The sequence below is a fragment of the Gilliamella sp. X-57 genome, assembly GCF_057063565.1.
On record NZ_JBXSQI010000008.1, the window covers coordinates 13,601 to 36,199 of the forward strand.

At 36.4% G+C, this 22,599-nt stretch carries 18 protein-coding genes; 7 read left to right on the top strand and 11 right to left on the bottom strand.

Features of this window, described 5'->3' with window-relative positions; all coding sequences use genetic code 11:
* Positions 1–3 precede the first annotated feature (3 nt).
* From ACYIAL_RS05085 to ACYIAL_RS05120, 8 genes are all read right to left on the bottom strand, one after another.
* Complete coding sequence (locus ACYIAL_RS05085; RefSeq protein ID WP_483751132.1) at positions 4–768, bottom strand: histidine phosphatase family protein; 765 nt, start codon at positions 766–768, stop codon at positions 4–6.
* Positions 769–782: 14 nt separating this feature from the next.
* Complete coding sequence (locus ACYIAL_RS05090) at positions 783–2,111, bottom strand: OprD family porin (RefSeq protein WP_174797109.1); 1,329 nt, start codon at positions 2,109–2,111, stop codon at positions 783–785.
* 162 nt (positions 2,112–2,273) lie between these two features.
* On the bottom strand, positions 2,274–3,104 hold the full coding sequence (locus ACYIAL_RS05095; protein WP_174797108.1) for a histidine phosphatase family protein: 831 nt from the start codon (positions 3,102–3,104) through the stop codon (positions 2,274–2,276).
* 57 nt (positions 3,105–3,161) lie between these two features.
* Positions 3,162–4,556: a glycoside hydrolase family 1 protein gene (locus tag ACYIAL_RS05100; protein WP_174797107.1), complete on the bottom strand. Its 1,395-nt coding sequence runs from the start codon at positions 4,554–4,556 to the stop codon at positions 3,162–3,164.
* Between the two features lie 3 nt (positions 4,557–4,559).
* A complete protein-coding gene (locus tag ACYIAL_RS05105; protein WP_174797106.1) occupies positions 4,560–6,455 on the bottom strand; it encodes a beta-glucoside-specific PTS transporter subunit IIABC in 1,896 nt (631 codons plus the stop codon).
* A 195-nt stretch (positions 6,456–6,650) separates the two neighbouring features.
* Positions 6,651–7,487 carry a BglG family transcription antiterminator LicT gene (gene licT / locus ACYIAL_RS05110; RefSeq protein WP_483751133.1) on the bottom strand — a complete coding sequence of 279 codons (837 nt, stop codon included), beginning with the start codon at positions 7,485–7,487 and terminating at the stop codon, positions 6,651–6,653.
* A 184-nt stretch (positions 7,488–7,671) separates the two neighbouring features.
* Complete coding sequence (gene htpG, locus ACYIAL_RS05115) at positions 7,672–9,546, bottom strand: molecular chaperone HtpG (protein WP_174797104.1); 1,875 nt, start codon at positions 9,544–9,546, stop codon at positions 7,672–7,674.
* 307 nt (positions 9,547–9,853) lie between these two features.
* On the bottom strand, positions 9,854–11,215 hold the full coding sequence (locus tag ACYIAL_RS05120) for a sodium-dependent transporter (RefSeq protein WP_202984970.1): 1,362 nt from the start codon (positions 11,213–11,215) through the stop codon (positions 9,854–9,856).
* A 306-nt stretch (positions 11,216–11,521) separates the two neighbouring features.
* On the opposite strand from ACYIAL_RS05120, the gene ubiG reads away from it, so the two are divergent.
* The 5 genes from ubiG to ACYIAL_RS05145 all read left to right on the top strand — a co-directional run bounded on the left by ubiG (position 11,522) and on the right by ACYIAL_RS05145 (position 16,746).
* Positions 11,522–12,226, top strand: a complete 705-nt coding sequence (ubiG, locus tag ACYIAL_RS05125) for a bifunctional 2-polyprenyl-6-hydroxyphenol methylase/3-demethylubiquinol 3-O-methyltransferase UbiG (RefSeq protein WP_174797103.1) — start codon at positions 11,522–11,524, stop codon at positions 12,224–12,226.
* Positions 12,227–12,326: 100 nt separating this feature from the next.
* Positions 12,327–13,667, top strand: a complete 1,341-nt coding sequence (gene gntT, locus ACYIAL_RS05130) for a gluconate transporter (protein WP_342354070.1) — start codon at positions 12,327–12,329, stop codon at positions 13,665–13,667.
* 211 nt (positions 13,668–13,878) lie between these two features.
* Positions 13,879–15,345, top strand: coding sequence for an IMP dehydrogenase (gene guaB, locus ACYIAL_RS05135; RefSeq protein ID WP_483747262.1), 1,467 nt, complete (start codon positions 13,879–13,881; stop codon positions 15,343–15,345).
* 910 nt (positions 15,346–16,255) lie between these two features.
* Positions 16,256–16,423, top strand: a complete 168-nt coding sequence (locus ACYIAL_RS05140; RefSeq protein WP_483751134.1) for a hypothetical protein — start codon at positions 16,256–16,258, stop codon at positions 16,421–16,423.
* A 44-nt stretch (positions 16,424–16,467) separates the two neighbouring features.
* Complete coding sequence (locus ACYIAL_RS05145) at positions 16,468–16,746, top strand: hypothetical protein (protein ID WP_483747261.1); 279 nt, start codon at positions 16,468–16,470, stop codon at positions 16,744–16,746.
* Positions 16,747–17,756: 1,010 nt separating this feature from the next.
* Here the strand turns inward: ACYIAL_RS05145 and ACYIAL_RS05150 are convergent.
* A complete protein-coding gene (locus tag ACYIAL_RS05150; protein ID WP_483747260.1) occupies positions 17,757–18,338 on the bottom strand; it encodes an IMPACT family protein in 582 nt (193 codons plus the stop codon).
* 60 nt (positions 18,339–18,398) lie between these two features.
* Here ACYIAL_RS05150 and nfi point away from each other — a divergent pair, with 60 nt between their 5' ends.
* Both nfi and ACYIAL_RS05160 read left to right on the top strand, forming a co-directional pair.
* Positions 18,399–19,064 (top strand): deoxyribonuclease V, encoded by a 666-nt coding sequence (nfi, locus tag ACYIAL_RS05155; protein ID WP_483751163.1) that lies wholly within the window; start codon positions 18,399–18,401, stop codon positions 19,062–19,064.
* Positions 19,054–19,800: a tRNA1(Val) (adenine(37)-N6)-methyltransferase gene (locus ACYIAL_RS05160; protein ID WP_483747259.1), complete on the top strand. Its 747-nt coding sequence runs from the start codon at positions 19,054–19,056 to the stop codon at positions 19,798–19,800. Before nfi ends, ACYIAL_RS05160 begins: the two co-directional genes overlap by 11 nt.
* Before the next feature lie 465 nt (positions 19,801–20,265).
* Here the strand turns inward: ACYIAL_RS05160 and ACYIAL_RS05165 are convergent, their stop codons facing one another.
* Both ACYIAL_RS05165 and ddaH read right to left on the bottom strand, forming a co-directional pair.
* Entirely contained in the window at positions 20,266–21,666 is a 1,401-nt protein-coding gene (locus tag ACYIAL_RS05165) for a basic amino acid/polyamine antiporter (RefSeq protein ID WP_483751135.1), read from the bottom strand.
* A gap of 52 nt (positions 21,667–21,718) precedes the next feature.
* Positions 21,719–22,489 (bottom strand): dimethylargininase, encoded by a 771-nt coding sequence (gene ddaH, locus ACYIAL_RS05170; protein WP_483747257.1) that lies wholly within the window; start codon positions 22,487–22,489, stop codon positions 21,719–21,721.
* Positions 22,490–22,599: the final 110 nt, after the last annotated feature.

Sequence of the window (22,599 nt, forward strand, 5' to 3'; positions counted from 1 at the left end):
AGGTTATTTAGCTTGATTTTTGCCTTTTTCAACGTAGCTCATATCGCCAAGGCTTTCGACAATAAATTTACCATCGTCGGTATAGCGAATTTTAGTGACACTGGCATTGCCTAATCCTGTTGTGATTGGTGTATCTAGCCATTCTTCAACCATAGCCATAATTGCCATGCCATGAGATACCACTAAAACATTACCTCCACCTTGCGCTTTGGCTGATTCCGCAATGGTTTTTAATGATGCTTGCATACGCGTTTTTACTTTATTGTAGTCTTCGGCTTCGCCTGATTTTTCAACTGCGGCAATAGCATTCATCATTTTTTTTAGGGTAACTTTACCTTTAGCCATGTCATCCATTAGATCTTTATCAGATTCATAACCTAAATATTTTGCAGCAGGATTCCACATATTAGGATCAAGATCACCTTCATAATCACCAAAACAGGTTTCACGCAATCCTTCCATTTCATTAATTTGAACTTTGTCACCTTTAGTTTCTAAAACAATGCGGGCAGTTTGTCGTGCTCGACCTAAATCACTAGAATAAGCCGAAATAAATTTAACATCTTTTAGACCGCGTCCTAGCTGCTCGGCTACTTCAACCCCTGGTTTGGTTAGTGGCGTATCAGACCAGCCTTGAGCACGATGTACGTTATTAAACATGGTTTTGCCATGTCGAGTCACATATAGGTAAGTATCATCAGCAAAAGCTTGTGATATGCTTAATATTAAAATAGTTAATGCACTGATTAATATAGTCATTTTTTTCATTTTGTTGTCCTCATTTATAATAAATTAAATCGATAATCTATAATGGTTTCTGCCGAAAGTGTAGGTGAGCGTTGGTATTTTCCGTGTCTAAGTTTTGGAGTAAGATCTGAAGCACTTACTGTTTTATAAGACCAGCCATAACCAACTTTTGATAAAATAGAGAGATTTTTAAACACACCGCTAGTTGGTTTCCATATATCAAAAAGGTTTATTTCGCCATTTTTTAATTTATTGTGTTTGTAGTTAAATTGGCCATAATTCATATAGAGACCTGTACTATTATCTTTAACAAAATCATAGCTCATTACTGTGGTTAGCACCAGCTCGCCATCTCGTAAATAGTCTGCGCCCGCAGCAGCTAAACCATTAAAACGAGCACGGGTATTTTTACCTAAATGTCGATTATAATACCCGATAGCGTTGTGTTTGTTGGCATCCGTGTAAGCTAAACCAACTTTAACACTCCAGTCATCTTCTTTCCATTCGACATCAGTTGCATAATGCCAGGCATGATCTTCAAACTCTTTTTTGTTTTGTTTCATGGCATTATAATTATCAAGCGCATAACTACCATAAAATTGTCCGCCTAAAATTAATTTTTGCATTGGTTTATATGATAATTCAATCACATGGCGTCTTAAATAATCTTTTGCAACCCCATAAGAATAATCCACCGTAAGCTCTTTATCTTTATAAGCGATTTCAGCAGTTGAAATATTATCAATGACTTTTTTACGATCGGCTGTTAAAAAATGTAATTTTTTAGCAGATTCTCGAGGGAGGGTACTATCGATATAGGCTAATGAAAAGTAGACATTATCATATTTTAGAATACCACTATAACCCAAATAACTATTTCGCGTAAGATGTTTTGATGAACTTATTACACCAAAATCTTTCAAACTATGCCAACCCGCTTTACCATTGAAATTAATGACATCATTACCTAATTTAATTTTTGCATAACGTTGAGTAATTTTATTAAAGCCATGCGCATGATGTTTGTTGTAGCTTTTACCATCATTGTAAAGTAAATTACGTGTTGCAAAATAATCACTAGCGCCTAATTTTATGACATTGTCGTAGGTGATATCAAAGCCAATAGTGTTGAATAAATAGCCTGACTTTAAATCAAAAGTAAAGACTTGTCCCCATGCACTGTGTACTTCTTTGGGCTGGGATGCATTTTCTTTTAAATACTTCCAATGATTACGAGTAGAAAATTCAAACTTAGAATTTTTAAAAAATAGGTCATCTAAGACTGAATTATTGGTTATTTCATTTGCCGATGCCAAAGAGCTTGATATCCCCAGCAGCATCATTGCGAGATATTTTATTTTCATTGTTATTTTTCCTAATCGTTTTTTATATTAAAAAAAAACCTAAATACTAAATCAGAGAACAACTCTCTAATTAACATTTAGGTTTTGCCTGTAACAAACAGTAACAATCCAATAATTTAAAGTTAAGTTTTTATTAAGTTAATGCCATTATGAAATTAATAATTATTCGGTTAGTTTCATTTTTTGCTGATTTAGTGCCGCTTTACCTTTATTAACATATTCCATATTGCCAATTTCACTTACAGTATATTGACCATTTTTATAAATAATTTTGATGACAGTTGCATTTGCTAGTGGTTTATTTTTATCTTTATTGTCAGTTAAATCTGAAATCATAGCCTGCATTGACATTCCTGAAGAAATAGCAAGAATTGTTTTTTCATGGTTGTTATGTGCGTTTTGTACTATAGTTTGTAACGCTGCTTGTGTTCTTGTTTTAACCTGTTGGTAATTTTCGGCTTGGTGTCTTGGATCTGTTTTTGCAATTGAATCTATCATCACATCTATAGGAAGATTGCCGGCTTGATACCCTTTATAAAAGGCATCAACAGAGTTGTATCCAGATAGTTTCATACTTGAATAGACCATTTTAGTATTTGGTCTACCTTCAAAACCACCAAAAAAAACTTCACGTAAACCTTTAAGTTCACGAATTTTATAATCTTTAACTCCTTTTTGTTCAAGAAGCATTTGCATTGTTTCACGTTGTCGTCCTGCATCACTTGTATAATAAGCATCAAATTGTATGTTTTTAAATCCTTCACCAAGGTAGCGAGCAAGTTTAATGCCTTGATCCGTCAATGGTGTGTCGGCCCAGCCTTGTACTAAATCATAAGTATTAAATAGAGTTTTTCCATGACGGGCAAAATAGATTGTGACGTCATCATCAATATTATTATCTGTTGCTATAGATGGATGTTGTGCGCAACTTGTCAGTAAAGTTACAATAATAAAACTGTTGGTTAATAAAAGTTTTGTTGTTGGTTTTTTCATGCGCTATCCTTTGGATAAATAATAGGGGATTAATCACGATAATCCCCTTAAATCATTTTATTCTTTTAAATTTTCACCTTTCGATGAAATCACGGACTGATACCAATAAAAACTTTTCTTTTTATACCGATTTAACGTACCTGTGCCATCTTGATTTAAATCAACATAGATAAAGCCATAACGTTTAGTCACTTCGGCTTTTGATGCGCTAATAAGGTCTATTGGCCCCCAACTGGTATAGCCCATGACTTCAACTCCATCGTTAATGGCTTCACGAATTTGCACTAAATGATCATTCATATAATTAATTCGATAATCATCATTGATAGTGTTGTCTGCTTCTAATTTATCTTTGGCACCCAAGCCATTTTCGACAATAAATAGTGGTTTTTGATAACGTTCATAAAGTAAATTAAGGAGATAACGAATCCCTGTTGGATCGATCTGCCACCCCCATTCGGATGCTTTAAGATAAGGATTAGGCACCATATCTAAAATATTACCTTTGGTTTTTTTAGACACATCGGATGTTGCACAACAGCTCATGTAATAACTAAATGAAACAAAATCGACGGTTTCTTTTAGATCTTGTTTATCTTGTTCGGTGATCTCAAGTTTAATATTATTTTCTTTAAAAAAGCGATTCATATAAGTTGGATAATGACCACGAACTTGCACATCACCAAAAAATAACCAACCATGATTTTCTTGATGAGTTGCCCAAACATCTTCGGGTTTTGGGGTAAGCGGGTAAGCCACTGCACCTAATAGCATATTGCCAATTTTGGCATCAGGGATCATTTGATGACAAAGTTTAACCGCTCGGCTACTGGCAACTAATTGATGATGGATAGCTTGGTAAATTTGTTGTTTGGTGCTGTTTCTATCCAAGCCTACACCCGTAAACGGTTCATGCAATGACATATTGATTTCATTGAAAGTTAACCAATATTTAACTTTATCTTTATAACGTGCAAAAACGGTTTTAGCATAACGAGTAAAACATTCGATCACTTTGCGATTGCCCCAACCGCCATATTGAGTAACAAGATAATAGGGCATCTCATAATGCGATAAAGTGACTAATGGTGTGATGTTGTGTGTTGCCATTTCGTCAAATAATTTGTCATAAAAGGCTAGCCCAGCTTCATTAGGTTGTTCTTCATCTCCATTTGGGAATATACGTGTCCAAGCAATTGATGTACGTAAACAGGTAAAACCCATTTCAGCAAATAGAGCTATATCTTCTGGATAGCGATGGTAAAAATCAATGGCATTGTCTTTTATGCTTGTAATATTGCTTTCATTTCGATCAATGATGTCACCAAATAAACCATTTGGTGTGCAATCTGATGTGGATAAACCTTTACCATCTGTACGGTAAGCACCTTCAACTTGATTGGCAGCAATGGCACCGCCCCAAAGAAAATCATTAGGAAATTTTGTTGACATGTTTTACTCCTTATTTTGGGATAACGCTAATAAAGCCTCTCCACTTTGAATATTATTATCTTCAACGAGACATTGTATATCTTGATAACTATCACTGTTAGTAATGATAATTGGAGTGGTCACTTCAAAACCAGCTTGCTTAATAGCGTCAATGTCAAAGCTAACTAATAGATCGCCTTTTTTTACTTTGCTACCAGCTTCGATATGAGCCTCGAAATATTGACCGTCTAGTTTAACGGTATCAATGCCTATGTGGATCAATATTTCAGCACCGCCATCAGTTTGAAAACCGATAGCATGCTTGGTTCTAAATAGTGACACGACCTCACCATTATCAGGCGCTACAGCTTGCCCAACTGTTGGGATGATTGCGATACCTTTACCCATTAACTCACTAGCAAATGTTGGGTCTTTAACCTCACTTAACGCAATGACTTTTCCTGACATTGGGCTGTAAATCGTAGTATTATTCGGGTTATCAATGTTTTCATTAGTAATATTATTCGATGATGAAGTATCGCTTTCATTAGTTTGAGATTTATCTTTAGGCATACCAAAAAAGTAAGTAGCTAATGTCGCAATGGTAAATGAAAGAATTGAAGCAACGACAACAGCATAAAATCTTGCATCTATCCCTTCTGGTGGGATTAATTGTAAAAATGCAAATATACTAATAAAGCCAAATGAATAGGTTACGGTGTGATAATAACCGACAATAGCACCGCCAATAGCAGCAGATAAACAACCAATCACAAATGGTCTTTTTAATGGTAAATTAACCCCGTAGATTGCAGGCTCAGTTACGCCAAAAATGCCAGACAATACCGAAGAACTAGCTAAACCTTTAAATTGTTTATCTTTAGATCGTAACATCACAGCTAATGCAGCACCAGTTTGAGCAAAGACAGCAGGGAACAGAATTGGCAACATAAAATCTTCTTGATAAAGCGCTATGTTATTCATGGCAAATGGCACTAATCCCCAATGAACACCAAAGATCACCATGATTTGCCAAACAGCGGCTAAAATCATTGAAGCAATAACGGAATTAAGTTGATAGATATAGATAATGCCCGAGGCAACTCCATCACTTAAAATAGATACAATAGGACCAATAACCGCAAAAGTTAAAGGTACTGTAATTAAGACCCCAAGCAATGGAGAAATAAATTTTTTAAACGAATCATGCAATATTTTATTAAAGTTTCGTTCTAATACTGAATAGAACCAGCTCGCCAAAATAATCGGGAATACTGATGAAGCATAGGGAATAAGATTAATTGGAATAGAGAAAAATTCGGTTTGTAATTCTAGAGTTCCTTTCATCATACCGACTATATTGGGGTGAACTAAAGCACCACCCAGTGCCATACCTACATAAGGATTGCCACCAAATTTTTTCACGGCAGAAAAACCCAAGATGATAGGGAGGTAATAAAAAGGTGCATCAGCAATGGCAAATAGGAAGTTATAAGTTGATGTTTCAGGAGCAATAATATCAAGTATTTGTAACAAAGATACCAAGCCTTTTAAAATTCCCCCTGCAACAAGAATAGCTAGAGCAGGAATAAAAATACCAGAAACTAAATCAATCAATTTAGATAGAACACCTAATTTTTTGTCCGATTTAGACTCCAAGCTAGCATTTTCATTAAGGTTGGTTAATTGCATAATATCACTAAATACGTCTGCAACATTATTACCGATAACGACCTGAAATTGTCCTCCACTTTGTACAACAGTAATCACACCAACTTGTTTTTTTAATGTATCTGCATCAGCTTTGCTATCATCTTTTAATACAAATCTTAAGCGAGTAGCACAATGCACTAAGCTGATAACATTGTCCTTTCCTCCAACATGCTGAATGATTGATTCGGCAAGCTCTTTGTTTTTCATACTTTATCCTTATTTTTATAACAAAAAACCTAGATCCCAAGATGTTTTTGGGATCTAGGTTTTGCTTGCAAAGTAAGCCGTGTTAACTTTGCAATAACAATCCAATTAATGATTAGTTTAGACTAACACAAATTTTAAAACTAGTTAAGATTTATACAATAATAATGGCTAAAGTGTGATTTACTTCACATTATGCTATTTAAGTTCAGTGCGTAGTTTTTGAATATGAATCGTTAAATATAGGCTTTCGTCATCAGAAAGGGGATGTTGATATTGTTGTATTAAATGTAAATCTATCTGTTTAGTACAAAGATAGGCGAGTTCATATTTTTGCCGAACTAATTCATACAAGGAGTTATCTTGTTGTGTTTGTTTGCTGTGACTTAGAATACGGTGAGCAAAAAATTTTAAATGAGTAACAAAACGCTGATAAGACAGGCTGTTTTCGTCATATTCAAAGTTAAAATAATATTTCACAATATTGAGAATTTCACGCATAATTTTAGTCATATTGACGATATTGGGCATCGTGTCATTTAATTGTGCATTGACGATATGAAAAGTAATAAAAACGGCTTCGTCTTCAGGTAATTCAATGGATAATCGCTCTTTTATTATGGTTAAAGCATATAAACCGATCTGAAACTCTTTAAGGTAAAATTTTTTGATCTCCCACAAAAATCCATTTGGAATGTCAAACCCTTGTTTATGACGCTCAATGGCAAAATGGATATGATCAGTCAGTGAAATATAAATGCTGTCTTGTAATTTACCATCTATACATTGTTTGGCATGATTAATAATAACTTCGGATGTGGTTAATACTTCAAAGGGAATCTTTGAAAGCAATTCTTCAAATTTTGGGTATGTTTCTTTATTATCCAAAGAAAACTGCTTTTCTATAAGACTCGTATCGATTAAATCACCCTTATGCTTTTTAAAGCCAATTCCACGACCGGTGACAATTAATTCATCGCCTTTCGCATCAAGGGTAACAATAACATTGTTATTTAATATTTTATAAATTTTCATTGAGTTTGATCAATTCTTTATATCTACCCATTATGAATCGCTAGAAAAAAATCGGAAGCAAAAAAATAAAAAAATGTGATAAACATCATACTATTTGAAAAAATATAGTTGACCTTTTTTGTTAGTATAAAAAAGCCCCGATAGTATTAACCTATCAGGGCTGTGGTTAGTGGATATTATTTTACTATTGCGCTAATAATTTATTCATGGTTTGAATAAATTTACTTGGATCGCTAAGCGAACCTTTTTCAGCAAGCAAAGCCTGATCAAGCAATAGTTCAACCCAATCGTTAAATGCGCTTTCATCTTGCGTATCGGCAATACGTTTAACCAGTTTATGATCTGGATTGATTTCAAACGTGTATTTGATTTCCGGCGCTTTCTGACCTGCTGCTGCAAACAATTTAGCCATTTGTGTACTCATTTCATCAGCGGCTGTGGTGACAATTGCTGGTGTATCAGTTAACCGATGAGTTAATTTAACGTCTTTCACCTTATCGCCCAAAGCGGTTTTGACTCGTTCAATAAATGGTTCAAGTTCTTTTTCAACTTGTTTTTGCTCTTCACTGTTTTGATCGGCAAGCTTTTCGATTGATTCGTCTGATTTGCTAATAGATTGGAACTGTTTGCCATCAAACTCAGTTAAGTTGCTCATCATCCACTCATCAATACGATCGGACAACAATAATACTTCAATGCCTTTCTTACGGAATAGCTCAAGATGAGGACTATTTTTAGCTGCACCATAGCTATCAGCGGTAATATAGTAGATCTTTTCTTGACCTTCTTGCATACGGCTAATGTAATCATCTAACGAAACAGTTTGTGCATCACTATCGGTGTGAGTTGACGCAAAACGAAGTAATTTAGCAATTGCTTCACGGTTGGCAAAGTCTTCGCCAGTACCTTCTTTTAGTACTAAACCAAACTCACTCCAGAATTGTTGATACTGTTCTTTATCGTCTTTGGCAAGTTTTTCAAGCATTTGTAACACACGCTTAGTACATGCATTACGCAAGTTTTGGGTGATTTTGTTATCTTGTAAAATTTCGCGCGATACATTTAATGGTAGATCATTGGAATCAATTAAACCTTTAACAAAACGTAAATAGTTTGGCATAAATTGTTCTGCATCATCCATAATAAATACACGTTGTACATACAATTTTAAACCATGTTTATTATCGCGATTCCACATATCCCAAGGCGCTTTTGATGGGATATAAAGTAAACTAGTATATTCTTGTTTACCTTCGACACGGTTGTGGCTCCAACTTAATGGATCGGCAAAGTCGTGCGAAATATGCTTATAAAATTCTTTATATTCATCGTTGGTCACTTCAGATTTACTACGCGTCCATAGTGCTTGGGCTTTGTTGACTTTTTCCCATTTAACTTCTTTGCTTTCTTCGTCAGTGGTTTGCACTTCAACAGGGAGTGAAATGTGATCAGAATATTTGCTAATAATAGAACGCAAACGCCAATCGTCTAAAAACTCTTTTTCGTCTTCTTTTAAGTGTAAAGTGATTTCGGTACCACGAGTTTCTTTATTATCGTCAGATATTGTATATTCACCTTCACCTGCTGATTCCCACATAACCGCTTCGTCAGCTTTTGCTGTGGCTGCGCGTGTTCTAACAGTAACTTTATCGGCAACAATAAAAGCAGAATAAAAACCTACGCCAAACTGACCAATTAATTGACTATCTTTAGCCTGATCACTACCAATAGACTCTAAAAACGCTTTAGTGCCGGATTTAGCAATAGTACCTAAGTTTTCAATCACTTCATCACGAGTCATACCAATACCATTATCAGCAATCGTTAAAGTACCAGCTTCTTTATTGGTTGAAATACGCACACCAAGTTCACCATCGCCAGCATATAGATCTGGATTTTCAAGTGCTTTAAAACGAAGTTTATCGGCCGCATCAGATGCGTTAGAAATAAGCTCTCTTAAAAAAATCTCTTTATTTGAATATAAAGAGTGAATCATTAAATGCAGAATTTGTTTAACTTCGGATTGAAATCCACGAGTTTCAGTGCCTTGCTTACTCATTGACTAGTTCCTCTATTATATTTAGTCATTTCAATTAATCCTAACTGTAAAATGAATTTGTTATTAACAAACTCTTAGCATTTTGCTCATCAAATAATGGAGCATTGCCTGTTAGCATTAACTGAATAAAATTAACTTAATGGTTTGATTTATTGATGTATTGCTATATGGGATTAAAAAAGCAGATTTCAATAGGAGTTAACAAATTTATTTATTGTTTGATTGTTTTTTGTTATATAACATTAAAAAAAGGATAAAGCCTTGATGGGTCAAGGCTTTTAACTGAACACTAAATTTGTAATGGCTTTTATAAAAATCCATAAATCAAAATTATGATAACCGCAACAGGAACAATGTAACGAGTTAGCACGCTCCAAACGCTAAACCAGAAATCATTTAAATTTAATTCTTCGCGGATGCGTTTTTGATTCATCATCCAAGCACCAAATACCACAGTGCCTAATCCTGTAAGTGGTAACATGATTTTACTGGTCAGGTAATCAAGTAAATCAAAAATATTTTTACCAAATAGTTTGACATCAGCCCATTCATTAAATGCTAATAAACAAGCAATACCTAAAGCCCAAATAACTAAACTACTTAAAATCGTTGCTGATTTTCTACCCAATGGCGTTTTTTCTTCTAATAACTCGACAGTTGGTTCAAGTAATGAAATTGAAGATGTCAACGCCGCAAAAGTTAGGAATATAAAGAATAAAACACCTAAAACAGTGCCACCAGCCATATTACCAAAGGCAATAGGTAAAGTAACAAAAATAAGACCAGGACCTTCACCAGGTTGTAAACCATTGGCGAACACAAGAGGAAATATAGCCATACCAGATAGCATTGCTACAATGACATCTAAGATGACCACAGTGCGCGCAGTAGATAGTAGATTAACATCTTTTCCAAGGTACGAACCATATGCCATCATAATACCCATACCTAAAGATAGACTAAAGAACGCATGACCTAACGCTGCTAACATAGCGGTACCATTAATGGCAGACCAGTCAGGTGTAAATAAAAAACTAAACGCTTTACCAAAAGATGGACCACTCACATAAGCTGCATATCCAACTAATACTAATAGCAATACCCCTAAACCTGGCATCATAATTTTGCAGGCTCGCTCTAAACCAGCGCCCACGCCCATTGCAACGATAGATGCAGTGGCAAACATAAATACGGTGTGCCAAGTTAATAAATGGTTTACGTTACCAAGAAAGTTATCAAAAATTTGACCTGTAACTTCACCATGAGCACCTTCGAAAGTACCTTGAGCGGATAAAACAATGTAATCTGTCGCCCAACCACCAATAACACTATAAAATGATAAGATTAAAAAAGAACCCACTACACCGATAATACCAACCCAATGCCATGATTTAGAACGACCTTCTGAAATAGCCACATCTTCCATTGTATGAATTGGATTTTTTTGCCCACGACGGCCAATTAACCATTCTAAAACTAAAATTGGTAGACCAATCACAAACATAAATAGCAAATAGGTAAGCACAAACGCTGAACCGCCCATTTCACCTGCCATATATGGGAATTTCCAAATGTTACCTAACCCAACAGCAGAACCAGCTGCGGCAAGCATAAACCCCATGCGCGAGCTCCACTGAGAGTGGCTTTTTTTCATAGTTCCTGTACTCATGAATATTTTTCCTTGACTCTTAATTGTTTAATTTTAGTGTAAGCAAATGCCTAAAATTTTTTATTAGATGAATAAAGCTCTAAATCATGCCATGAAATGCGTATGGAAACAAGGAATCATTAAAACTATAAATATAAATAGCAAGTTAGCTGTTAAATTTTATAATGTTTTGAATTAAATTTTTGACTACCTATTCATTATTTGTGTATAGATAAATTTATATTTTCCCCTTTTATTGATAGTGGTGATGGCTTAAAATGATTGCTTATCAATTTAGTTTACAATTTAGGTTATGGAAAAATCGCCATGTCGCAAAACATTGATTTTAATGAAATAAATAAATTTTCGCAATTAGCTGATCAGTGGTGGGATCCTAATGGAAAATGTAAACCTTTGCATATTATCAATCCATTGCGTGTGAATTATGTGCAACAACAGTGTGGGCTATTAGATCAAAAAGCGATATTAGATGTGGGATGCGGTGGTGGCATTTTATCAGAAAGTTTAACGAAGCTTGGTGCGAATGTGACAGCCATAGATCTTGCTGATGAATCATTAGCAGTGGCAAAACTCCATGCAGCGAAAAGTAATTTATCAATTAACTATAAAAAACAGACAGTTGAGCAACATGCCGAGCAAAATCCTGCGCAATATGATGTCATAACGTGTATGGAATTGTTAGAGCATGTGCCAGATCCATTTTCAATCATTCAAGCCTGCGAAAGATTACTTAAACCCGGCGGTAAACTGTTTTTATCAACCATCAATCGTAATCATAAAGCCAAGTTATTGTTGATTTATGGGGCAGAATATATTGCACGATTAGTGCCTAAAGGCACACACGACTTTAATCGCTTTATTCGCCCGTCAGAATTAATGAGCTGGATTGAACTTGCTCGATTGAATGTTAAAGACATTATTGGTATGGAATATCATTTATTTAAAAATGAATTCAAATTAGGAACCAATGTTGATGTTAATTATATCATCACGGCACAAAAAGCAGATTAGTTTTAAAAATGTGATCTAATTCTCAATTTGGATATTTTTCACTGTATTTTTTAAAAAATCCTCTATAATTTGACATGTTACCGATAACACGGATTATTTTATTTTAGAGGAACTATTTATGCCGTTAATAATAATTGCTATTGGTGTAGCGTTGCTACTTATTTTAATGTTACCCCTTCGAGTCAATGGCTTCATTGCTTTGATTCTAGTTGCACTCAGTGTGGGTGTAATGGAAGGTATGCCAGTAATGGATGTAGTCAAGTCAATTAAAAATGGGGTTGGTGGCACGCTTGGTAGTTTGGCCTTAATTATGGGGTTTGGGGCAATGTTAGGTAAACTACTGGCCGATTGTGGTGGGGCGCAACGCATCGCAACAACGCTAATTGAAACATTTGGTGATAAAAAAATTCAATGGGCAGTCACACTGACTGGTTTTATTGTTGGCTTTGCACTTTTTTATGAAGTTGGCTTTGTTCTTTTATTGCCATTAGTCTTAACCATTGCAGCCACGTTACGAATATCGCCATTATATATTGGTATTCCAATGGCAGCAGCTTTATCGGTGACCCATGGTTTTTTACCCCCGCATCCTGGTCCAACCGCAATTGCTGAAATTTTTCAAGCTGATATGGGGCGAACTTTACTCTACGGTACAATCATCGCTATTCCAACGGTGATTTTAGCTGGACCAGTATTAGCAAGACTACCGTTTATTCGTGTAATTAACCATCCAATTGAAGAGGGTTTATATAACTCTAAAAAATTCACTGATGATCAAATGCCAAGTTTTGCGGTGAGTGTCTTTACTGCCTTAATTCCTGTTATTTTAATGTCGATTCGTGCAGTTTGCGATATGACTTTAGATAAAGGACATGTAGTATTTCCTTATGTGGAATTTTTGGGTGATCCGGTCATTGCAACTTTAATTTCAGTGTTAGTTGCAGTATTTACCTTTGGGATTTTACGCGGTCGTTCCATGGCTGAAGTTAATTCAACTTTGGTTGATTCAATCAAAATTATTTCTATGATGCTATTAATTATTGGTGGTGGTGGAGCATTTAAGCAAGTGCTTGTCGATAGTGGTGTCAAGGTTTACATTGAACAGATGATGCATTCGTCGAATGTATCGCCGATTGTCATGGCGTGGTTAATTGCTGCATTATTGCGTTTAGCGCTTGGTTCTGCAACTGTTGCAGCATTGACAGCAGGTGGCATAGTGTTCCCTTTAATTGCTTCAACAGGTGTAAGCCCTGAACTTATGGTGATTGCAACAGGTGCTGGTAGTGTTGTGTTTTCACACGTTAATGATCCTGGCTTTTGGTTGTTTAAAGAATACTTCAACTTAAGTATTACTGAAACCATGAAATCATGGTCACTATTAGAAACAGTGATTTCAGTTTGTGGATTAGTAGGATGCTTAGCTATTAATATGTTTATCTAATAAAAATATAATAATTTACTACTTTGCCTCATCAGTGCTTATTCAATTGATGAGGTATTCTCAGCTTATCTTTATTTAATCCGAATTCATTTGATTTTTTACTTTCTTTTTATTCCAATAAAAAAGAAATTCCACTAGCCTTTTGAGTTAAAAGTAAGTAGAATTCCTCGGCAATATTTTATCAACAATCCAACCAGTGGTGAATATTGTCATGTCTCGTATAGTTAAAGAAGCTCTCACGTTTGACGACGTGTTATTAGTCCCAGCTCACTCAACTGTATTACCTAATACAGCTGATATTAGTACTCAACTTACTCAAACAATTAAATTGAATATTCCAATGTTGTCAGCCGCAATGGATACAGTGACCGAATCTGAATTAGCAATTGCACTAGCGCAAGAGGGTGGCATTGGTTTTATCCACAAAAATATGTCAATTGAAAACCAAGCCAATCATGTAAGGCGCGTTAAAAAACACGAAAGTGGTATAGTGCAAAATCCGGTATCAGTCTTACCAACCGCAACCATACAGCAAGTTACCGATCTAGCTAAAGAGTATGGCTTTGCTGGTTTTCCAGTTGTGACTGAAACTCAAGAACTAGTTGGTATTATTACCGCACGCGATGTCCGATTTGCAACCGACTTATCTTTACCTGTTACAGCTGTGATGACACCAAAAGAACGTTTAGTGACTGTAAATGAAGGCGAACAACGTGAAATCGTACTGCAAAAAATGCATGAACATCGTGTTGAAAAAGTCCTCGTCGTTGATGCTCGATTCCACCTAAAAGGCATGATCACGGTTAAAGATTACAATAAAGCGGAACAAAAGCCTAACGCTTGTAAAGACGATAAAGGACGCTTGCGCGTGGGTGCCGCTGTTGGCGCAGCAGCAGGGAACGAAGAACGCATTGCTGCATTAGTTGAAGCTGGTGTTGATGTATTATTAATTGATTCATCACACGGTCATTCAGAAGGTGTGCTTGAACGTATTCGCCAAGCAAGAAAGGCTTATCCTGATTTACAAATAATTGGCGGTAATGTAGCCACTAGTGAAGGTGCTAAAGCACTTATTGATGCAGGCGTTAGCGCTGTTAAAGTGGGGATTGGTCCTGGCTCAATTTGCACAACACGCATTGTTACTGGCGTTGGTGTACCGCAAATTAGTGCTATTATGGACGCTGTTGAAGTGGCACAAAAACACAATATCCCTGTTATTGCAGATGGTGGCATTCGCTATTCAGGCGATATTGCTAAAGCCATCTCAGCAGGTGCTTCTTGTGTGATGGTTGGATCAATGTTTGCCGGCACCGAAGAAGCCCCAGGCGAAATTGAACTATTCCAAGGTAGAGCGTATAAATCATATCGTGGAATGGGATCGCTTGGTGCAATGGCAAAAGGATCTTCTGATCGCTACTTCCAAACTGACAACGCTGCCGACAAGCTTGTGCCCGAAGGCATAGAAGGGCGCATTGCCTATAAAGGGCCATTGAAAGAGATAGTTCACCAACAAATGGGTGGATTAAGATCTTGTATGGGATTGACCGGCTGTGCAACAATTGATGAATTAAGAACTAAGTCCAAATTCTATCGTATTACAGGTGCAGGAATGAAGGAAAGCCATGTACATGATGTACTAATTACCAAAGAGCCACCTAATTATAGAGCTGGTGCATAAAAAAGGAGGGCTTCCTCCCTCTTTTTATTTTATATTTTTATAACTTGTGGTTCGGTTAGCTTTTAGATATTTTGAGCTTTTAGTGGAATAAATCACAACAATGACAACGCCCGAAACCCAACCACTCAAATTATAGCTAAACATCGCCACCCAGGCCCTAAATCATCAAAAATATTCAGATAGATCATTGATTTTATTTGTTTTTTAATAAAAATTAAATATTTCAATCTTTTAAATTTTTTCATAAAACTTAATCAAAGTCACGCCTAATTAATTTTACTAAAAATCCCCCAAAAAACTAGCTAAGCTTTTTAAAACGGTTATACTTTCACCAGTTTCAAAAGCTAGCTTATTTAATAAGTAAATGTATATAAAAATATAGATAAAACATAAGTTTAATTGACAGGTAAACCGTAATGCATTATCATTTTAGACACTAGCAATCCTATGCCTTAAATTTATCAAATAGACGCATCAGACGAGTTTTTTCTCTTGCCTCGTTTATATTCTCGAAGTTATTTCTCAAATCACTATCAAAATTATTTCGAAAAGTCCTGTTGGCATTGTTATTATTGTTATGTTTATGGCATTTTCCGGCATTAGCGGGTCAAAATGGTCAAGGGGATAATCGTAGTGATGCTATAATACTACCACCGTCACCACGGCCACAATGGGGAGAGATCATGTATGTAAGACCTGTTCTTGATCACTACAGATCATCCGAGTTTACCATACCTAGTATATGGGATCCAGATTATGGAGCCCTAGTCCAATCAATCCGGTATCATATGAGCTCAATTTTCCAACTACGGGAGCTGATGGGCTTTCTCATAAGGGGATAGGCCGATGAATTGACATGGGAGCCAGCCACAAGATCAGCAAGAGAGTGTGTAATGATATAAATAATAGAATGGTTTTTCTTAAGATTACGCTAAAAGGTCCAGAGGTAAACTTTCAATGGCGTAATCCTTACCCACGTCGAATTGCTGTTCCAAGGTTACCGCAGACCTTTGAGATAATAGGTATAGATAGTGAGGGAAACGAGGTTATTAAATATTGGTTAGTCCCGCAGAAGTAGTTTGTGCCCCGTGCGGGAGATTATACATATGATCCGAGGAAAGAGTGGGGGGTACCTTTCAAGAGCAAGAAGTTTGGTGTTCTGGTTTTGGGTATCGTTTGACACAGCTCGAAGACCTGACCAACGCAGTCTGTACTGAACGGGGTGATGGTAAGGATTATGACGACTGCTCTCATTGTCGAGGTCGTATGGTCGGTGGCATGCCGTCGTCACCTAATAATCTTATCCAGTTTCGAATAGGGGGTGGATTATTAACAGAGTGGGGATACCCGAGGCATTATAATGCTCAAGCTTTTCCCGCTAGCTGGCTTTGGACAAAGTGATTGGCGGGGGATAGGGACTATGCGTACGATGTGAACTTGGCTGGTGGGGTGCTATGTCTAGAATTTGGAAAGGCAACTATAGAAATATTGTTTGCGCTACTCCTTAGTCTTTATTTGTTAATCCTTAGGTCGTGAATCGCGCTTATGGTGTAAATAAAAGACAATCCTAGTAAAGAGCAGGCCTTGCGTAATTGGAGTGTCGAGGAGGCAAGGACTGTGTGCTTTAATAACTAAAAGTCAAAAAAAGTGCCTCTCCTCCCGACCGAGGACACCAAAGGTGTGATTGGCAGCTTGACCAGACGGAATCATAAAAATCACTAATTAGGCGTAATAATGGAAATTGAACAAAAATTAGCATTAAGTGAAAATCCAATTCATTTTTGAGAGAGCTTTTTAATAGTCTATAATCAGTTATTTTATGTTATGAATCAATTAGTAGAATTTAATTTAAGGTTGATAATCTAACATATTAAAAACTCGACCAAATCATTGTGTATGGTGGTTTTCCGGCTAATAAACGTTATCCCGAACGCGGTCCTTACTATTTACGGTTATGAGTTAATAGATGATTATGATTTAAGTGGTTATGAAGTTTTGTATCAACAGTAGTGTCAATTATTCAAAAATAGGAAAAATAAAAAAACAATCCCCCGCAACTTCCATTTTAACTGACTCAGCCAATAAGTGACATGGTGACAAATAATGCTAACAAAACCAGAGCATTACAGCAGTTATTCTTTTTATCGTCATGGCGGTCCAATAAATATCCGCCAATGATTGATAGTGCATTTATTCAAGAGCCAGTGCACACTGTATGCGATAGGTTTATCGATCAGGTTGGGGAATAGAAAAAGAGCGACAAATGAGGTTAGTACCTTGCACAAGAAAGGTCGCCAATGATTCACACTCATCTCCCAAAAATACGCAAAATAACATTATAACACATTGATTTTAAACAAAAAATAAATCAAAAAATTTTTAATGAAATAAATGGTCTACCCGAGAATTTTTTATAACTCAATAATAATGCGTCCACGGGTGATGTCGCTGATATTTTTTTGCAGTAATTGGGATTTATCTTGTGTGATACCTGTTATGACGTTGACACCTTCAGCATCAAACTCTTGATTTTCAATAATGGCATCAAGTTCTTTTAGGCGATTTTCGATAATTGGCCATTCGTTATAATAACAGTGAAATTGTAGCGTCATGCGGGCAATAAGTTCGATACGCTCTGCTTGTCGCAAGCAGTGGCTAGCCGAACCACCATAAGCACGAATTAACCCGCCAGTACCCAGTTTTATACCGCCAAAGTAGCGAGTTACAACTACAACCACTTGATCGCAATCTTGCCCTTCAATGGCCGAAAGAATAGGGCGACCGGCAGTGCTGGTGGGCTCGCCGTCGTCGTTAAATCGATATTGTTGTCCAATCTTCCATGCCCAGCAGTTGTGAGTGGCGTTGGGATCGCTTATTTGGTTAATAAAGTCGGTGGCTTGTTCGACTGATGTAACTGGCGCAGCATTGACAATAAAGCGACTTTTTTTTATTTCTTCTGTTAGTTCAACGGGATTTGCTAATGTATATGGCATGCTAATTCTGGTAAAATCAATTTATTGTGGATAATAATACTGAACAGAATCAAAATGTCTATTAATTTAGCGCAATTAAAGCAAACACAACAGACGTTAGCGAAGCAAATTACATTATCCGATGCGTTTTGTCAGTCGGTTAAATTTATTGGTGGAACCGATGTAGGCTTTGAGGATGATGGACATGTGACTAGAGCTGCAATTGTTGTTCTTACTTATCCTGATTTTAAAGTTGTTGAATACCATATTGCTAGAATAAAAACGCAGTTTCCTTATATTCCCGGTTATTTATCTTTTCGTGAGTATCCAGCACTGATCGAGGCATGGCAGCAGGTAACTCAGAAACCTGATTTATTGTTCGTTGATGGGCAAGGGGTTGCTCACCCTCGGCGTTTAGGTATTGCCAGCCATTTAGGCTTGTTACTAGATATGCCAACGATTGGTGTAGCTAAAAAAAAGTTGTGCGGTCAGTATAAACCATTGCCAAAACAAGCAGGTAGTGTCACGCCTTTGCAAGATAAGCAAGAGCAGATTGGTTGGGTGCTATGTAGTAAAAATAATTGCAATCCTTTATTTATTTCGACCGGTCACCGAGTGAGTCAAGATAGTGCTTTAAAATGGGTTAATTTATGTTTACGTGGCTATCGCTTGCCTGAACCAACGCGCTGGGCTGATGCGATTGCGTCAAATAAACCTTTGTTTAAGAAGTTTAAACATGCACAATAATCCATTACCATTAAAAAAAGGTGGTTTTACCTTTAAACGTTTTTTTGTTGGGCACGACAAAAGTCCAATGAAAGTAACAACCGATAGCTGTTTGTTAGGCGCATGGGCGCCCATTCGTTCTGTTCCGCAAAAAATACTAGATATTGGCTGTGGTTGTGGCGTAATTGCGTTGATGTTAGCCCAGCGATTAGAACATAATAATTGTCAAATTGATGCGATTGATATTGATGTGCAGGCAGTGGCACAATGTCAGCAAAATATCCAGCAAGCTGGGTTTACTACAGTTAATGCGATTCATATCGACATTAATCAATTTGAGTCAAGTCATGCCATGGGCTATGATTTGATTGTGACCAATCCCCCTTATTTTGAATCCGCCGTTGATTGTCGTAATCCGCAAAGGCAATTAGCACGCTATACCGAAAGTTTAAACTTTCAACAGCTTATTGGCACGGTTACGCGTTTATTAAATCCCGCAGGTCAATTTTGTTTAGTTTTGCCTTATCATTTATCCAATCAGTTTAGGTTATTATGTGAATCTAATCAGTTATATTTACACCAACTGATGAATGTTAGATATAGTGCAGACAAAGATTTTTCGTTGTCGTTGATGGTTTTTTCATTTATCCAACCTAATAAGGTTGATCAGCAGCAATTGTGTATGCGAGATAATGATGGGCGCTATTCACAAGCATTTAGAACGTTATTAGCTGATTTTTATCTGTTTCGAAAATAAAGCCTAAATGGTGAGCAATACAAGCACAGCAACTTAATCTCACAATAAAACAATTCATGGTAATTGTGATAGATTGAGTGCTTGTTGTCTTTTGTCCACGGTTTTTGTACCTTGCTGGGCACTACTGTTTTTTTATAATTTTTTTTGGAGCTGTGATTTTTAACACCATTAAGCAAACATCTGCTTAAGTTTGATTTATGGAATTGTAAAATAATTTACAGATATCCAGAGCATATTTTTTGTTATATTTTATTATTTTTAATTTCATAGTGAATCAAAATTATTTAATAGCAAGTAATAAATCTTGATAAAAGAAATACTTATTATCACAAGTAAAAGCATAAAAGTAATGTTATATACAAATATAATTTATTATTTGAACTGCTTGCATGCCTTTTATATATTCGAATTTTTTGCGCATATGAGGCTTTTTGAGATTGTTAAAAAGCCTCGACTAAACTATTATCAGCTTAAGAAGTATAAAATAGCAATGATAGCTAATAGGATAATTGCAATAGCATACACTTTGTCGTGAAAGTAACTAAATGCTGGTAAAGATCGTTCTTTTCTGGCATAGAGGTAAAAACATAGTCCCATACTGTAGAGTATCATGGAAAGTAATAAATAAGTTGTACCACCAGCATAAATCAACCATACTCCATAAATCGATCCTAAAGCGCCAATTATAATTAAATAGGCTTTGCCTTGTTGAATCGCCAATTTGAAAACAAAAAGTGCCGAAAGCAAGTAGGGGATTAGCACCATTGAGGTTGATAACTGGATTAAGGTGTTATAGCCCGATTGATAGAAATGAGCAAGGATAATTAATACCGTTATTAAGCTTGTTGTTAACCATAATGCGTTGGAAGGTGTACCTGCTTTGTTGAGTTTACCAAAGCAACTTGGCACCGTGTGCTGTTTGCCTTGACCGCTTAAAAATAGCATTTCGGCGGCTAGCATTAGCCACGATAATAATCCGCCACTGACCGATACGATTAAGCCGATGTTGATCAAGATCGCACCCCAGCTACCAATGATACGTTCAATGACTAAGGCCATTGATGGGTTTTTCATTTGCGCCAGTTCTTGTTGCGGTACAATGCCAAGTGATAACACAGATACGCAAACAAGTAATAAACTAGTAATAGCAAAGCCAAAAAAGGTGGCACGGCTAATACTGATGATATTTTTGGCCCTCGTTGCATAAACCGTTGCGCTTTCAATTCCTAAATAAACCCAAACGGTATAAAGCATGGTGTTTTCAACTTGATCAATAATTGATCCTAATTGCGGTGTGCCCCAAAAGTCGATCTTAAATGTAGAGATTTTAAAGGCGAGGCTAACACAAACAATAAATAAACCGATAGGCACAATTTTAGCTAATGTCACTAAACAATTTAATAAAAAGGCGCGATATATTCCTTTCAATACAAAATAATGTACTATCCATAACAATAAAATAGCCGCAATAACCGCCGGTAATGTGGTGCCATGACCAAAGAAGCTTAAGCTATCAAAAGATCCTAATGCGCTAAATAAAATAACTAAGTAGCTAGTACACGACATCCATGCTGATATCCAGTATCCCCATGCTGCATTAAAGCCGATATAATCGCCAAATCCTTCTCGTACATAGCCGTATAATCCATCATTGATTTTGTAAAATCGGATCGATAAATACTGAAATATCCGTGTTAGCATTAACATGCCTAAAAGGGTTATTGTCCATGCAATTAAAATTCCCCCAGTTCCTGACCCTTCGGCCATGTTTTGTGGCAGGCTAAAAATTCCACTTCCGACAATACTGCCAACCACCAACAGTGTGAGCGGCAGAATGCCGAGTTTTTTTCTTACTGGTGTATTCATCTTGTTGTCTTATTTATGCAGTTTAGTATGATTAATAATTAATATCGATCGATTAAAATCGTAACGACATGCAACTTACACCACCATCTATTTTTTGATATTCAGAGGTATCCACTTCGATAACTTGGTAACCAAGCTCTGCGATTTTGCCTTTTGTTATTGGATAGCCTGCTGGCATAATAACGCGGTCATTAACCCATATACAGTTAGCTGCATAACTTTCTTGCTCAGGAATTTCAATAATATTAAGGTGTTGAAATTCGGGTTTAGTGATAAATTCGCCTGCCGCTAATAAGTTGTTATTCTCTAAATAAGCTAGACCTGTTTTTAGATGTAACACTTTTTCGAGCTTAACCACTGAACCAGTTAATCCATACTTTTCTAAAATAGCTATCATTTGGTTTGCGCCAGTTTGATTGGTTCGAGCCGATAAGCCAATGTAGTAGTGGTTTTCAACCATCATTATATCGCCCGCTTCAACTGTACCAGGTGCGTTAATTCTTTCTACTTTATTTGGATAAAATCTTTCGATGGTGTCAGCGATAATTTCAGTTTCTTCCCTGCGGCTTTCGGCTCCAGGCCTTGTAATAATGGCACAATATGGCGTGCAAAGTACGGCATCTTCAACAAATACCGAATCTGGAAAACGTTCGTCAGCGGGTAAAATTGTGATATCGACATCGCATTGTTGTAATGCTCGGATGTAATTGTTGTGCTGATCTAAGGCTTTTTGATAATCAGGTTTGCCCAAGTTGGCTGATGTTAAACCGTTAATTAGTGATTTGGCGGGCATTCTTGCAATAATATGGTTAAATTTTTTCATCTCATCCTCTCTTAGATAATTATGCTTTAATGTTGAATAATAATTCACATTTAATGCTTAATCAAGATGTAAAGTGTATTTTTATTCATTTTGGTTGGTTTTTTGTTGAT

What these genes read in the sequence shown, in the direction of transcription:
- ddaH (WP_483747257.1), bottom strand. Translation starts at nt 22,489, where the DNA reads ATGAAAAAATTTAACCATATTATTGCAAGAATGCCCGCCAAATCACTA.
- ACYIAL_RS05095 (WP_174797108.1), bottom strand. Translation starts at nt 3,104, where the DNA reads ATGAAAAAACCAACAACAAAACTTTTATTAACCAACAGTTTTATTATT.
- ACYIAL_RS05140 (WP_483751134.1), top strand. Translation starts at nt 16,256, where the DNA reads ATGGTTTTTCTTAAGATTACGCTAAAAGGTCCAGAGGTAAACTTTCAA.
- ACYIAL_RS05160 (WP_483747259.1), top strand. Translation starts at nt 19,054, where the DNA reads ATGCACAATAATCCATTACCATTAAAAAAAGGTGGTTTTACCTTTAAA.
- ACYIAL_RS05120 (WP_202984970.1), bottom strand. Translation starts at nt 11,215, where the DNA reads ATGAGTACAGGAACTATGAAAAAAAGCCACTCTCAGTGGAGCTCGCGC.
- ACYIAL_RS05165 (WP_483751135.1), bottom strand. Translation starts at nt 21,666, where the DNA reads ATGAATACACCAGTAAGAAAAAAACTCGGCATTCTGCCGCTCACACTG.
- ACYIAL_RS05150 (WP_483747260.1), bottom strand. Translation starts at nt 18,338, where the DNA reads ATGCCATATACATTAGCAAATCCCGTTGAACTAACAGAAGAAATAAAA.
- ACYIAL_RS05105 (WP_174797106.1), bottom strand. Translation starts at nt 6,455, where the DNA reads ATGAAAAACAAAGAGCTTGCCGAATCAATCATTCAGCATGTTGGAGGA.
- licT (WP_483751133.1), bottom strand. Translation starts at nt 7,487, where the DNA reads ATGAAAATTTATAAAATATTAAATAACAATGTTATTGTTACCCTTGAT.
- ACYIAL_RS05085 (WP_483751132.1), bottom strand. Translation starts at nt 768, where the DNA reads ATGAAAAAAATGACTATATTAATCAGTGCATTAACTATTTTAATATTA.
- ubiG (WP_174797103.1), top strand. Translation starts at nt 11,522, where the DNA reads ATGTCGCAAAACATTGATTTTAATGAAATAAATAAATTTTCGCAATTA.
- ACYIAL_RS05100 (WP_174797107.1), bottom strand. Translation starts at nt 4,556, where the DNA reads ATGTCAACAAAATTTCCTAATGATTTTCTTTGGGGCGGTGCCATTGCT.
- guaB (WP_483747262.1), top strand. Translation starts at nt 13,879, where the DNA reads ATGTCTCGTATAGTTAAAGAAGCTCTCACGTTTGACGACGTGTTATTA.
- ACYIAL_RS05090 (WP_174797109.1), bottom strand. Translation starts at nt 2,111, where the DNA reads ATGAAAATAAAATATCTCGCAATGATGCTGCTGGGGATATCAAGCTCT.
- htpG (WP_174797104.1), bottom strand. Translation starts at nt 9,546, where the DNA reads ATGAGTAAGCAAGGCACTGAAACTCGTGGATTTCAATCCGAAGTTAAA.